Raw genomic sequence first — 13287 nt, 5'->3', positions numbered from 1 at the left:
ATGGCAGAGTTCACCCTCCCCAAGAATTCAAAGATCGGCAAGGGCAAGCATTACCCTGCACAGGGCGCCAAGAACACGCGCACCTTCAAGGTCTACCGCTGGGATCCGGATGGCGACGCCAACCCGCGTACCGACAGCTATGAGATCGATCTCGACAAGTGCGGCCCGATGGTGTTGGACGCGCTGATCAAGATCAAGAACGAGATCGACCCGACCTTGGCGTTCCGTCGTTCGTGCCGCGAAGGTATCTGCGGCTCGTGCGCGATGAACATCGACGGCACCAATACGCTGGCCTGCACCAAGGCGATTGCGGCCTGCGGCAAGTCGGAAGTGCCGATCTATCCGTTGCCGCACATGAGCGTGATCAAGGATCTGGTGCCGGACCTGACGCATTTCTATGCGCAGTACGCCTCGATCAAACCCTGGATCCGCACCCAGACCCCGCCGCCGCCGGATCGCGAGCGCCTGCAGTCGCCGGAAGATCGCAAGAAGCTCGACGGCCTGTACGAGTGCATCCTGTGCGCGTGCTGCTCGACCAGCTGCCCGAGCTACTGGTGGAACGGCGAGCGTTACCTGGGCCCGGCCATCCTGTTGCAGGCCTACCGCTGGATCATCGACTCGCGCGACGAAGACACCGGTGCGCGCCTGGACGATCTGGAAGACCCGTTCAAGCTGTATCGCTGCCACACCATCATGAACTGCGCACGGACCTGCCCGAAGGGCCTGAATCCGGCACTGGCCATTGCCGAAATCAAGAAGCTGATGATGGCGCGTCGCGCCTGATTGCTGGCAGCGCGGTCCCGCCTGGCGGGATGTGGTTCGCAGCGGCACCGGCCCTTGGGTCAGGTGCCGCTGTCGTTTTCGCCTCTGGCCAGGCGATAGGGAGATGAAATGGACGAGCAAACCTTGCTGAAAAAGCTGCGCTGGCGTTGCCGGCGTGGCATGCGTGAACTGGACCAACTGTTCGGGCGTTATCTGGATCAACGCTGGGCGCAGGCTTCCGAGTCCGAGCGCGCGGTTTTCCTACAGCTGCTGGATTGCGAAGACGATAAGTTGTGGCGCTGGTTCATGGGATACGAGGCCTGCCCCGATGCCGCCAATGCCGCCCTCATCGCCGATATCCGCGCCTTGCCGGCTTGAGTGGCGGCCTTCGCGCGGGCTTGTCTGCGCAGTGAGCGCACTGGCCGTGCTGGCGCTGTGCGCGGTGTGGCGTAGCGGGGTGCCGCTGTGGCTGGCGGCGTTGCTGTCTGCCTGGGTGCCGGTATCTGCCGCGCGCTCGCTTGGGGCGTTGTTGCGCTCGCCTGCGCGGCAGGTGCTGATCCCGTGGGGCGAGCTGCCCGCCAGCATCGACGGCCAAGCCGTGCAGGACCTGCAGGTTGCGTGGCGTGGGCCGATCGCGGTGGTGTCGTGGACACGTGCCGATGCACGCCGCGAACGCCTGCATTTCTGGCCTGACACCCTGCCGGCGACGCAACGACGTGAACTGCGTCTGGCCGCTCACGCACACGCCATTTCGTCCCGGCGGTCGCTAGTGGCACCATAGCGTCCCTTTCCTGGTTGAACCGCATGTTCAAACCTATCCCGGTTGCCATCGGCTTGCGCTACCTGCGCGCCAAGCGGCGCAATGGCTTCATCTCGTTTATCTCGATGGCATCGATCCTGGGCATCGCCCTGGGCGTCACCGTGCTGATCACCACGCTGGCGGTGATGAGCGGTTTCCAGAAAGAGATCCGCGACCGTCTGTTGCAGATGGCCGCGCATGCCACCGTCAGTGCCGACGGCGCGCCCATGCGCGATTGGGAGCATGCGGTCGAGGTCGCCATGGCCGACCCGCGTATCGCTGGCGCGGCCCCCTACATCGAAACCGAATCGTTGCTGCAGGGCCCGCGCAAGCAGCCGGCCATCGTGCGTGGCGTCGTCCCGTCGGAAGAGGCCAAGGTGTCGGTGCTGGCCAAGAAGATGCAGCAGGGCTCGGTGGACAGCCTGACGCCCGGTTCCTACAACATCGTCATCGGCAAGGAACTGGCCCTGTGGCTGGGCGTGGACGTAGGCGACGGCATCGTCGTGCTGCTCAGCGATACCCAGGCCACGCCGTTGGGCGCCATGCCGCGGCTCAAGCGCTTTACCGTCAGTGGAATCTTCGAGGCCGGTTACAACGAAATCGATCGCGGACTGGCAGTGGTCAACATGCAGGATCTGGCGCGCGTCTTGCGCATGGACGGCGTGACCGGCGTGCGCCTGAAACTGCACGACATGGATCAGGCCTGGCCGGTGGCGCGCGATCTGGCGGTGAAACTGCACGGCCCGTACCGGGTGAGCGACTGGACGCAGGAAAACGCCAATCTCTATCACTCGCTGAAGATGGAAAAGACCGTGATGGGCATCCTGCTGTCGCTGATCGTGGCGATGGGCGCCTTCAACCTGGTGTCGTCGCAGGTGATGCTGGTGACCGACAAGCAGGCCGACATCGCCATCCTGCGCACACTGGGCCTGTCGCCCGGCGGGGTGATGCAGGTGTTCATGGTGCAGGGGTCGTTGATCGGTTTCATGGGCACGATCATGGGCGTGATCGGCGGCATCGTGCTGACGCTCAATCTCGAGCGCATCCTTGGTGTGATCGAAACGATCTTCAGCGTCAAGCTGCTGCCGGAAGACGTCTATTACATCACCGGCCTGCCCACCGACATGCAGACCCAGGATGTGGTGGTGATCACCGTGGTGGCATTGGTGATGAGTTTCCTGGCGACCCTGTATCCGGCGTGGCGCGCCTCACGCACCCAGCCGGCGGAGGCGCTGCGTTATGAATGAGATCCGGGATTCGGGATTCGGGAATCGGGAATCGGTCGTGCAAAAGCCAAACCAGGCAGAGGCAGTGATTCGGGCCGAGGGTCTGGCCAAGACCTACGCCGAAGGCAAGATGCGCACGCCGGTTTTCGACGGCCTGGATCTGGCGGTGGCCACCGGCGAGACCGTGGCGATCGTCGGCGCGTCCGGTGCCGGCAAGAGCACCTTGCTGCACCTGCTTGGCGGGCTGGACATTCCGACCTCGGGCGAAGTGTATGTGGCGGGCGAGCGCATGTCGGCGCTGTCCGATGGCCAGCGCGGCAAGCTGCGCAACCAGGCGCTCGGTTTCGTGTATCAGTTCCATCACCTGCTGCCGGAATTCACCGCACTGGAGAACGTGATGATGCCGGTGCTGCTGTCGGGCCAGGACGTGCCGGTTGCCAGGGCGCAGGCGCTGCAGTTGCTGGAATCGGTCGGGCTCGGGCATCGCATCGAACACAAGCCCAGCGAGCTGTCGGGCGGCGAGCGTCAACGTTGCGCAGTGGCGCGCGCCCTGGTCAACAAGCCCGGCTGCGTGCTGGGCGACGAACCCACCGGCAATCTCGACGACAAGACCGCCGGCACGGTGTTCGAGCTGATGCTGGAACTCAACCGCGCGCAGCGCACCAGCCTGGTGCTGGTGACGCACGACCGCAGCCTGGCGCGGCGTCTGGACCGCGTGCTGGAGCTGCATCAAGGCAGGCTGCGCGAATTGGCGCCGTCGGCGGTGTAGTCAGTCACCGAGGCGCTGTCGCCGGTTCGGCAGCGCTGCATCGGGAGGGCGATTGCGTTGCCCTCCACTAATGGGGCAGAAGTCACTTGCACGATGCCTGCGGATCATTGTGGTATCGCAAGTGAGTATGCGGTGGCGCTTACCCGATCCGCCCTGAGATGCGAATGACTGCGTTGCGCTCTGCGTGACGAACGCTGTGTGGGCGCTCCGCGAACGAAAACGTACACGGCGCTCGGCGCAACGAAAGAAGTACCCCACGTTACCGCTGCGAGCCTGCCGACCGTGATGCGGCAGATCGTGTACTGCTGCGGGTCGAAGGCCGACCCGCAGCGATGCAACGCCATCGATCAGGGGGTGATGCGCAGCGCCCGCAACCGGGTAAACAGCTCGAAGAACGAGGCGCGGCTGTCGTAGAAATCTACAAAGCCCAGCTCGCGGCTCTTGGTCATGTCGTTGACGCACTCGATCTCGCGGCCCAGGTCCGCATCGGTATGCCACCACGAGGCCAGGCGATTGACGTCCGCTTCCACCAGGTCGTGCTTTGCCGCCAGTTCGGCCCAGAGCGCAGGGGCCGCCTCGGTCAGACGTGCCTCCAACGGCTGCGGCGTGTCCGGGCAGGGCGCGGCGTCGAGTTCGAAAAACGCGGCGATCTCGCCCCACATCCAGCGCCAGCGGAATACATCGCCATTGACGGTATTGAAGGCCTGGTTGCGTGCGGCCGGGCTCAGGCCTGCCCAGGCCAGCTGACGCCCGAGCAGCCCGGCATCGGTCAGATCGGTGAGGCTGTTCCACTGCGCCTGCGAGCCCGGGAATACGAAGGGCTGGCCGGTGTGCTTGCACAGCGATGCATAGACCGCCAGCGTCACGCCCATGTTCATCGCATTGCTACCATTGGCCATGCCGATCATGGTGTGCGAACGATGCACGCTCCACCCGAAGCCATGACGCTCGGCGTGCGCGAACAGCAGGTCTTCGAGCGTGTAATAGAAATTCTCGCCCGGCTGGCGTGGTTCGCTTTCGCGGAACGGCGTTTCGGCCTTGCCGCTGCCGTAGTTTTCGAACGCACCCAGATAATGCTTGGTGCCGGTGACCAGGGCCATGTGCTGCAGCGGCGCATCGCTCAGCGCATCGCACAGGTGACGCATCATTGCGCCGTTGGCTTCGACGTTCTCGCGCTCGGTGTCGCGACGCGTCCAGGTGCAGAAAAATACGTGGGTAATCGGCAGGCCACGCAAGGCCTTGGCCGTGCTATCCGCGTCGAGCAGGTCGGCTGCGACGGGAATGACGCCATCCTGCGGCAGTGGGCGACGTGCGAGGCCGTAAACGGTCCATCCATCGGCAACCAGAACGTTGGCGAGGTTGTAACCGGAAATGCCGGTCACGCCGACAATCAATGCAATGCCTTTACGCATGTGGGGGAACTCCTCGGAAACAGCGTCGAACATAGCGCTTCGCTCATGAAATCGAGGCGAATTGGGGGCGGCGTCGGCTGGCAGGCTGCACTGGCGATCGTGCGTCACGTAGCGTCCTGCTGATCGGCACGGTGATGCCTCGATGGCGTAGACGGAAGCGGATGCCGCGGTGTCGCGCTCACCGCGTTCGATCGAGCTCGCTCGTCGGCTCCGTTGCTCGGCGTGCCGCTGCGCAGTGCAGGCATGTCGGCCGGGACGACCGCTGCAAGGTGCAACGCCCACCGCACTCTCGCGCCCGCGCAGGGTGTGTCCGTTACGATCCGCTTTTTCCTACCTGACACGGCGCAGATCGCCGCTATGGCCGGTCCGAGCCGTGGTCTAGGCTCGTGCTCTCGGCCTGAACCTTCAGGAGCTGGACCAGCGACATGGATGTGTCAGCACAAGCGCCGCCACCGCCGCGGTTTGCCTCGGCGGTACCTGTTGCAGCTGCCATGCTGCTGGGTGTCGTTGGCTGCGCGTGGTCGCCCGCAGTGCTGCCGCGCGCGCTCTACATTGGGTGCCTGCTCGCAGGCGTGCTGATCATCGGCATCGTCCTGTGGCGGTGGCCGCGCCACGGCGCCTGGATGCTGGGGCTTGCAACGGTGTCGCTGGGGTTTGGACTCACCGGCTGGCACGCCACCACCGTGCTGCAGTCGCAGCTGCTGCCAGGTGACGAAGCGCGCGAACGCGCGGTACAGGGGCGGATCATCGGCCTGCCAGTGGCCGAGCAACGCCGGACACGCTTCCAGCTGCGCGTCGACGCCGATCGGACGCAGCCGCCGGCATTGCGCGGCAAGCTGTTGCAGCTGGCCTGGTACGACGCCTTCGGCACCGACCGGATCGGCCCGCGCGCGGCCCTGCGCGGCGGAGCGCACTGGCAGCTGCGCCTCAAGCTGCGAGCGCCACGCGGCTTGCGTAACCCCGGCGGGTTCGATGCCGAACGCCAGGCCCTGGCGCAGCGCATCGCCGCGACCGGCTATGTGCGCGACCCCGACGGCGCGCGCCAGATCGTCGCGCCGCACGGTGTGGACGCCTGGCGCGACCGCATGTCGCAACGAATTGCCGAGCAGGTGCCCGGGCCTTCGGCGCCGTATCTGCGCGCCCTGGCACTGGGCGATACGCGTGGGCTGGACGATGCCGCATGGGCAACCTTGCGCGCGACCGGGCTCAGTCATCTGATCGCGATCTCGGGCTTCCATGTCGGCCTGGTGGCTGCCTTCTTTGCATTGGCAGTCACCGGTGTGTGGCGATGGCGGCCGGGCCTTGCCATCGTGATTCCACGCATCCACGCCGCAGCAATCGCTGCGTTGATCGGTGCGACCGCCTACGCGGTGCTGGCCGGCCTGGCCTTGCCGACGGTCCGCACCGTGTTGATGATCGCGGTCGTTGCCGTGGCGCGCGTGGCGCGTCGACGCGCCACAACGGCGCAGATGCTTGCACTGGCCTTGCTCGCGGTAGTGGCCTGGGACCCGTTGAGCGTGCTGGTGGCAGGCTTCTGGCTCAGTTTCGCCGGCGTCGCCTGGTTGGTGTGGTGCCTGCCGGCCGACGACCGCGCCATCCTGCGCGGCTTTCTGTCCGCACAGACCGTTGCCACGGTGGGTCTGCTGCCGCTGACGGTCAGCTTGTTCGGGCAAGCCTCGCTGGTGGGCCCGTTTGCCAATCTGATCGCGATTCCGTGGTGGACCTTCGTGGTTGTTCCGCTATGCCTGATCGGTACCGCACTGGAGGCACTGTACGTCGGAGCGGGGGTCTGGGCGTGGCAGTTGGCGGGGTGGTGTTTCGAGCTGACCTGGCCGGGCTTTGTCTGGCTTGGGCAGACCACGGTGGCCTTGTGGTGGGTGCCCGAATCCGATGCGATCGCGCTGATCGCCGCGCTGCTGGGCGCGTTCTGGCTGTTGCTGCCGCGCGGCACGCCGGGCAAGACCATGGCGGCCCTGTTGTGGCTGCCGCTGCTCTGGCCGGATCGCGCCATGCCCGGCGCCGGCGAAGCCGACGTGCAGGTGATGGATGTGGGGCAGGGGCTGGCGGTGCTGGTGCGCACGCAACGGCATGCACTGCTGTTGGACACCGGCCCGGCGGTGCGCGACGGCTTCGACGCCGGCGAGCGCGTGGTCCTGCCGGCCTTGCGCGCGCTCGGGGTGCGCCGGCTGGACGCGCTCGTGCTCAGTCATGCCGATGCCGATCATGCCGGCGGCTATGCCGCGGTGCGCGCGGGGTTGCCGGTCGCAGCCACGTTGGCGCCACCCGGCGCACCGCTGGATGTCAGTGCGCGCTGTCATGCGGGGCAGCGCTGGGAGTGGGATGGCGTGCGCTTTCGCTTCCTGCATCCAGGTGCCGATTTCCCGTATTTGCGCAATCAATCCAGCTGCGTGCTGCTGGTGCAGACGCCACACGTCAGCGCCTTGCTTCCGGGGGATATCGATGCGCTGGTGGAGCGTCGGCTGATGCGCGCGCAGGCGGGCGCGTTGCACGCCGACCTCGTGGTGGTGCCGCACCATGGCAGCGCAGACGGGTCGCATGCCGGCTTCGTTGCTGCCACCGGTGCGCGGTTGGCGCTGGTGTCCTCCGGGTACGGCAACCGCTTCGGGCATCCGCGCGCGCAGGTCGTGCAGCGTTGGCAGGGCAGTGGCGCGGAGGTGCTCGATACGGCCGAGTCCGGCGCAATCAGGGTCTGGCTCGGCGCCGATGGCCTGCAGGTCCGCGAGCGACGGCGCTGGCAGCCGCGGCTGTGGGATGCTGCGGAACGGCGGCGGTCGGCTGCTATCCTATCGGCGAGCGAATAGGCGGCCGCGCTGCCGGAGGAATCACATCGTGTTGGAGCTGGTCAAGGCGGGCGGTTGGCCGATGGTGCCGTTGCTGTTGTTGGGTGTGGTCGCCTTGGCGATCGTGCTGGAACGTCTGTGGACCTTGCGCCGCAACGAAGTGACACCGCCCGGGCTGGGTGAGGAGGTCCGCAACTGGGCTGCACGCGGCAAGCTGGATCCCTCCCATATCGAATCGCTGCGGCGCAACTCGCCGTTGGGCGCGGTGCTGGCCGCCGCGCTGGATGTGCGTGGCCGGCCGCGTGATCTGATCCGCGAGCGGATCGAGGACACCGGTCGCCACGTGGTGCATCGCATGGAGCGTTATCTGAATGCGCTGGGCACGATTGCCTCGGCCGGGCCGTTGCTGGGGCTGTTGGGCACCGTGGTCGGCATGATCCAGATGTTTCTGGGCATCCTCGATCACGGCGTGGGCGATGTGAATCAGCTCGCCGGCGGCATCGGCAAGGCGCTGGTCTGTACCGCCACCGGCATGATCATCGCGGTGCCGGCATTGATGGCGCATCGCTTCTTCAAGGGGCGCATTGCCGGCTACATCATCGAGATGGAGCAGGAGGCCACCTTGCTGCTGGACACCATGGACGGCCGACCGGTTGTTTCGGCTGCAGTGCCGGCGCCGGCAGTTGCCAAGCCCGTCACGGCGAAGGGCTGACGGATGCGCATCGGCAGCGACCGAAGCCAGGACGAGCCGCACATCGATCTGGTGCCATTGATTGACGTCATCCTCGTCCTCATCATCTTCTTCGTGGTGACCACGACCTTCGACGCACGCTCCACGCTGCAATTGCAGCTGCCCACTGCCAGCGACCAGAACACCAGTGCGCCGCCGCGCGCGCTCAGTGTGCTGGTCAATGCCGATGGCCATTACTTCATCAACGATCAGGAAGTACTGCGCTCGGATGTGGATTCGCTCAAGCAGACCATCGCCCAGATTGCCGGCGATGACCGCGAGCAGACGGTGCTGATGCGCGCCGATGCACGGACGCCCTACCAAGCCGTGGTCACTGCGCAGGATGCGTTGGGGCAGCTCGGCTTCCGGCGCATTGCCATCGCCACGGCGCCCCAGACCGGCAGCGCCGGCACGACACGTACTAACGGAACTCGCCAGTGACCACCTCCACCGACCGCCCGGCGCCAGTTTCGTCCTGGCGCACGTACCGTCGCCTGCTGGCTTTCGCCAAGCCGTACCGGCTGTTGCTGGTCGCCGCACTGATCGCCGCGTTGATCGAAGCGGCAGGCACCACCGGCTTTCTGGCGTTGATGAAGCCGATCACCGACGAAACCTTCATCTACAAGAATGCCGAGGTCAGCCGCTGGTTGCCGGTGCAGATCATCCTGCTGTTTGTGGTGCGTGGGGTGGCCGGCTACATCACCGACATGGCGATGGGCAAATCCGCGCGCAGCATCGCGCGCGATCTGCGCGTCAAGGTGATGGCCAAATACCTGCGCCTGCCTGGCTCGCGGTTCGATTCCGAGCCGGTGCCGTCGATGTTGATCCGTCTGGGCTCGGACTCGGACCAGGTGGCGCAGGCAGCCGTGGATGCGGTCAAGGTGATGATCCAGCAGTCGTTGCAGGTGATCGGCGCGTTGGCGCTGATGCTGTGGCATAGCTGGCAGGTCACCCTGACCATCCTGGTGCTGGCGCCGGTCCTGGCCTGGGTGATGGACAAGGTGGCGCGCCGGTATCGGCGCATCAGCCACAGCATCCAGGAAAGCGGCGCGCACTTGTTGCAGGCCGCCGACCAGACCTTGTCCAGCCACCAGGAGGTCAAGATCTACGGCGCCCAACAGACCGAAATGGAGCGCTATGGCGCGCTGGCCGACCGCAATCTGCGGCTGGCGATGAAGGTCGAATCCACGCGCGGCATTTCCACCGCCACGGTGCAGATGATCGGTGCGATCGGGCTGTCGGCGCTGCTGTTCGTGGCAGGTGCACAGGCCTTGGCCGGGCGGCTGACCGCGGGCGACTTCGTGGTGCTGATGACCTCCATGCTCACGATCATTCCGGGCCTCAAGCAGCTCACCAATGTGCAGAACATGGTGCAGCGTGGGCTGGCCTCCGCCGAGCGCCTGTTTTCGGTGCTCGACAGCCCCGACGAGCCCGATCAGGGAACGGTGCCGCTCACCCGCGCAAAGGGCTTGATCGAATTCCGCGATGTGACCGCACGCTATCCCGGCCAGGTGAATCCTGCGCTGGCCGAGGTCAGCTTCGTCGCGCAGCCCGGCACGGTCACCGCGATCGTCGGCCGCTCCGGCAGCGGCAAATCCAGTCTGATCAAGCTGATCCCGCGCTTCTACGAAGCCGAGGCAGGGCAGATCCTGCTCGACGGACATCCGGTGCAGGCCTACGCGCTGGCCGATCTGCGTCGACAGATCGCGCTGGTCGGACAACAGGTGATGCTGTTCGACGGCAGCATCGCCGACAACGTCGCCTATGGCGAAATGCGCACCGCAGATGCCGGGCAACTGGAGCGTGCGATTCTGGGCGCCAATGCGATGGAGTTCGTCGCGCAATTGCCCGAGGGGCTGCAGTCGCATGTCGGGACGAAGGGCGGTCGCCTGTCGGGCGGGCAGCGGCAGCGCCTGGCGATCGCACGTGCGATGCTCAAGGATGCGCCCATCCTGATTCTGGATGAAGCCACCGCAGCGCTGGACAACGAATCCGAGCGGCTGGTGCAGGATGCCCTGCACAAGCTGATGCCCGACCGCACCACGCTGGTGATCGCACACCGCCTGTCCACCATCGAACATGCCGACCAGGTATTGGTGATGGACCAGGGCCGCATCGTCGAGCGCGGCACCCACAGCGAATTGCTGGCGCAGGGCGGGCTGTATTCGCATCTGCACGGCATGCAGTTCCGCGAACGCCAGGCATGAGCAAGCGCGGCACCCGCACCCCGGGTTATTGGTACGACAACAGCCCGATCCCGCTGGCCGCACGCCTGCTGGCACCGATCTACGCAGCGGCCATTGCGTTGCGGCGCAGCGTCTACCGGCGTGGCTTGCGCAAGCGGCATGGCATCCCGGCGCCGGTGATCGTGGTCGGCAATGTCACCGCTGGAGGCACCGGCAAGACCCCGCTGACCATTGCCCTGGTGTCCAAGTTGCAGGATGCCGGCTGGACGCCCGGCGTGGCCAGCCGCGGCTATGGTCGCGATGACGCAGGCATGGCCCGCTGGGTGGATGCCGATACCCCGGTGGCACTGGGCGGCGACGAGCCGGTCCTGATCGCCTGGAAGACCGGCGCGCGCGTGCGCGTGGACAGCGACCGCGTCGCTGCCGCCAGGGCGCTGGTGGAAGCAGGTTGCGACATCATCGTGTGCGACGACGGTCTGCAGCACTACCGGCTGGCGCGCGACGTGGAGATCGAAGTGGTCGATGGCCAGCGCCGCTACGGCAATGGCCGGCTGCTGCCGGCCGGGCCGCTGCGCGAACCGGCTGCGCGTGCACGCGATTGTGATTTTCGGGTGGTCAATCTTGGCCAGGCCAGCGCTACCGCGGCCCCGCAGGCGCCGGACGATTCCGGTTTCGGCGAGTGGCAGATGCGGCTCAGCATCGACAGCGTGCAACCGATGGATGGCAAGCGCGCGCAACCCTTGAGCATGCTGGCCGGGCAGCGCGTGCATGCGGTGGCTGGCATCGCGCACCCGGAGCGGTTCTTTGCGATGCTGCGGGCACGCGGCATTGGCGTGGTGCCGCATGCGTTCCCGGACCATCATGTGTATCGCGCTGCAGATTTCAGCTTCGGCAGTCGCCTGCCGGTGCTGATGACCGAAAAAGATGCGGTGAAGTGCCGACCATTTGCCGACGAGTGGCTGTACAGCGTGCCGCTCAAGGCGGACCTGCCTGCTGCGTTCTGGGTGAGCCTGCTGGACCGCCTGAACAAGCTGGCAAGCCGCCAAGGCGCATGAACTGCGGCCACGCTGCGCGGTATAGCGCGCGAGGCACGGATAGGAGCGTGGGGGTTGGTGCCCAAGAGCGCAGGCATCATCCGCTCCGTGGCAACCACGCATGTCGCAATGCCATCGACGCACTCGCAACATCCCTGCTTGCACTGGTGCATGCAGGTCAGCCACTACACTGCGAATCAGCCTGACGTTGGCCCCGTGGCGCGCTGCTGCAGTCGTGCAGCGGCGTGTGCTGCGGGCAGGCGCACTGCGATCACCTTGCCGACATCCATCCCACCATTCTGCCGTTCAGAGCGCATACGCATGACCAATCCAACGCCTGCCGATTTCGTCGTCGCCATCCCGGCACGCTACGCGTCCACGCGCTTGCCCGGCAAGCCGCTGCAACGCCTCGGCGATCGTCCGATGATCCAGCATGTGGCCGAGCGGGCGCTGCTGGCCGGCGCGCGCGGGGTCTGGGTGGCCACCGATGATGCGCGGATTGCCGAAGCCATCGCGCACGTGCCGGGCGTGCAGGTGGCCATGACCGGTAGCGAGCACCTCTCCGGTACCGACCGCCTTGCCGAATGCGCGCGCATCGCCGGCTGGGATGCGGACACCTGCGTGGTGAATCTGCAAGGCGACGAGCCCTTTGCGCCTGCCGCCGGCATCCGCGCAGTCGCTGAGCTGCTGCTGCACTCGGGCGCCGACATGGCCACGCTTGCCGCACAGGTGGACACCGCGCATGACCTGTTCGACCCGAACGTGGTGAAGCTGGTGCGCACCGCAGGCGGGGATGCGCTGTATTTCAGCCGCGCGCCGATCCCCTGGCACCGCGACAGCTTCGCCAGCCAACCCGAGCAGCTGCCGGTGGACGGGCAGTGGCTGCGTCATATCGGCATCTACGCGTACCGCGCCGGTTTCCTGCAACGGTTTGCGGCCATGCCACCGGGCATGCTGGAACGCCTCGAATCGCTGGAGCAGCTGCGGGTGATGGAGGCCGGGCATCGCATCGCCGTTGCGTTGACGCCGGAGCAGTTTCCGCCGGGCATCGACACGCCCGATGATCTGGCCCGTGCCCAGGCGCGCGTGGCCTCTGCATGAAGCTGTTGATCGTGTGTCTGGCAATATCTGCCGCTCGCCGATGGGCGAGGGCGCCGTACGCGCGCAACTGGACGAGGCGCGGCTGTCGCGGCGCATCCAGGTCGATTCGGCCGGTACCGGCGATTGGCACGCTGGCGATCCGCCGGACCCGCGCGCCATCCGCTGCGCGCGCGGGCATGGTGTCGACATTTCCGGCCTGCGTGCGCGTCAGGTGCTGCGCGAGGATTTCGAGCATTTCGACTGGCTGCTGTGCGCCGACGGCAACAATCTACGTGATCTGCAACGGATCGCCCCCGCATCGCTGCGCGACAAGGTGGCACTGTGGTTGCCGTGGGCCGGCGTGGAGACACGTGACGACATCCCCGACCCATATACCGGCAGCAGCAAGGATTTCGAGCAGGTCTGGCAACTGGTCGATACCGCCGCGCGGCAGACGGTGGCCAGACTCACCCGAGGCTAATCACGCT

Annotated in this window: 11 protein-coding genes and 2 pseudogenes; 12 read left to right on the top strand and 1 reads right to left on the bottom strand. The window is 66.3% G+C overall.

The annotated features are described in order from the left end of the window. The 5 genes from RZV17_RS10655 (at window position 1) to lolD (ending at window position 3556) form a co-directional block, all read left to right on the top strand. Complete coding sequence (locus RZV17_RS10655; RefSeq protein WP_039409057.1) at window positions 1-783, top strand: succinate dehydrogenase iron-sulfur subunit; 783 nt, start codon at window positions 1-3, stop codon at window positions 781-783. A gap of 108 nt (window positions 784-891) precedes the next feature. Continuing rightward, complete coding sequence (locus tag RZV17_RS10650; RefSeq protein WP_047694862.1) at window positions 892-1140, top strand: succinate dehydrogenase assembly factor 2; 249 nt, start codon at window positions 892-894, stop codon at window positions 1138-1140. Next, entirely contained in the window at window positions 1091-1543 is a 453-nt protein-coding gene (locus RZV17_RS10645; RefSeq protein WP_166748619.1) for a hypothetical protein, read from the top strand. The genes RZV17_RS10650 and RZV17_RS10645 overlap by 50 nt, the downstream gene beginning before the upstream one ends. 23 nt (window positions 1544-1566) lie before the next feature. Next, a complete protein-coding gene (locus RZV17_RS10640) occupies window positions 1567-2808 on the top strand; it encodes a lipoprotein-releasing ABC transporter permease subunit (protein ID WP_104580692.1) in 1242 nt (413 codons plus the stop codon). Then, window positions 2801-3556, top strand: coding sequence for a lipoprotein-releasing ABC transporter ATP-binding protein LolD (gene lolD, locus RZV17_RS10635; RefSeq protein ID WP_047694857.1), 756 nt, complete (start codon window positions 2801-2803; stop codon window positions 3554-3556). The genes RZV17_RS10640 and lolD overlap by 8 nt, the downstream gene beginning before the upstream one ends. A 347-nt stretch (window positions 3557-3903) precedes the next feature. On the opposite strand, the gene RZV17_RS10630 is transcribed toward lolD, so the two are convergent. Beyond that, a complete protein-coding gene (locus RZV17_RS10630) occupies window positions 3904-4968 on the bottom strand; it encodes an SDR family oxidoreductase (RefSeq protein WP_355603248.1) in 1065 nt (354 codons plus the stop codon). A gap of 425 nt (window positions 4969-5393) precedes the next feature. On the opposite strand from RZV17_RS10630, the pseudogene RZV17_RS10625 reads away from it, so the two are divergent. The 7 genes and pseudogenes from RZV17_RS10625 to RZV17_RS10595 form a co-directional block, all read left to right on the top strand. After that, a pseudogene (locus RZV17_RS10625) lies at window positions 5394-7925 on the top strand (DNA internalization-related competence protein ComEC/Rec2); the annotation flags it as partial. Continuing rightward, a complete protein-coding gene (locus tag RZV17_RS10620) occupies window positions 7819-8481 on the top strand; it encodes a MotA/TolQ/ExbB proton channel family protein (RefSeq protein ID WP_184374308.1) in 663 nt (220 codons plus the stop codon). The pseudogene RZV17_RS10625 and the gene RZV17_RS10620, both read left to right, overlap by 107 nt. A gap of 3 nt (window positions 8482-8484) precedes the next feature. Further along, window positions 8485-8940: a biopolymer transporter ExbD gene (locus tag RZV17_RS10615; protein ID WP_166744353.1), complete on the top strand. Its 456-nt coding sequence runs from the start codon at window positions 8485-8487 to the stop codon at window positions 8938-8940. Next, complete coding sequence (gene msbA / locus RZV17_RS10610; RefSeq protein WP_039409079.1) at window positions 8937-10706, top strand: lipid A export permease/ATP-binding protein MsbA; 1770 nt, start codon at window positions 8937-8939, stop codon at window positions 10704-10706. Before RZV17_RS10615 ends, msbA begins: the two co-directional genes overlap by 4 nt. Continuing rightward, window positions 10703-11740, top strand: coding sequence for a tetraacyldisaccharide 4'-kinase (gene lpxK / locus RZV17_RS10605; RefSeq protein WP_355603243.1), 1038 nt, complete (start codon window positions 10703-10705; stop codon window positions 11738-11740). Before msbA ends, lpxK begins: the two co-directional genes overlap by 4 nt. Window positions 11741-12040: 300 nt before the next feature. Then, entirely contained in the window at window positions 12041-12820 is a 780-nt protein-coding gene (kdsB, locus tag RZV17_RS10600; protein WP_355603240.1) for a 3-deoxy-manno-octulosonate cytidylyltransferase, read from the top strand. Then, window positions 12817-13280 (top strand): annotated as a pseudogene (locus RZV17_RS10595) (low molecular weight protein-tyrosine-phosphatase). The gene kdsB and the pseudogene RZV17_RS10595 overlap by 4 nt, the downstream one beginning before the upstream one ends. The last annotated feature ends 7 nt before the right edge of the window (window positions 13281-13287 follow it).

Origin of the sequence: Xanthomonas cannabis (assembly GCF_040616535.1) — a bacterium.
Classification (GTDB): domain Bacteria; phylum Pseudomonadota; class Gammaproteobacteria; order Xanthomonadales; family Xanthomonadaceae; genus Xanthomonas; species Xanthomonas cannabis.
The sequence above is the reverse complement of the archived record's forward strand: the minus strand, read 5'-3'. Positions and strand labels throughout refer to the sequence as shown.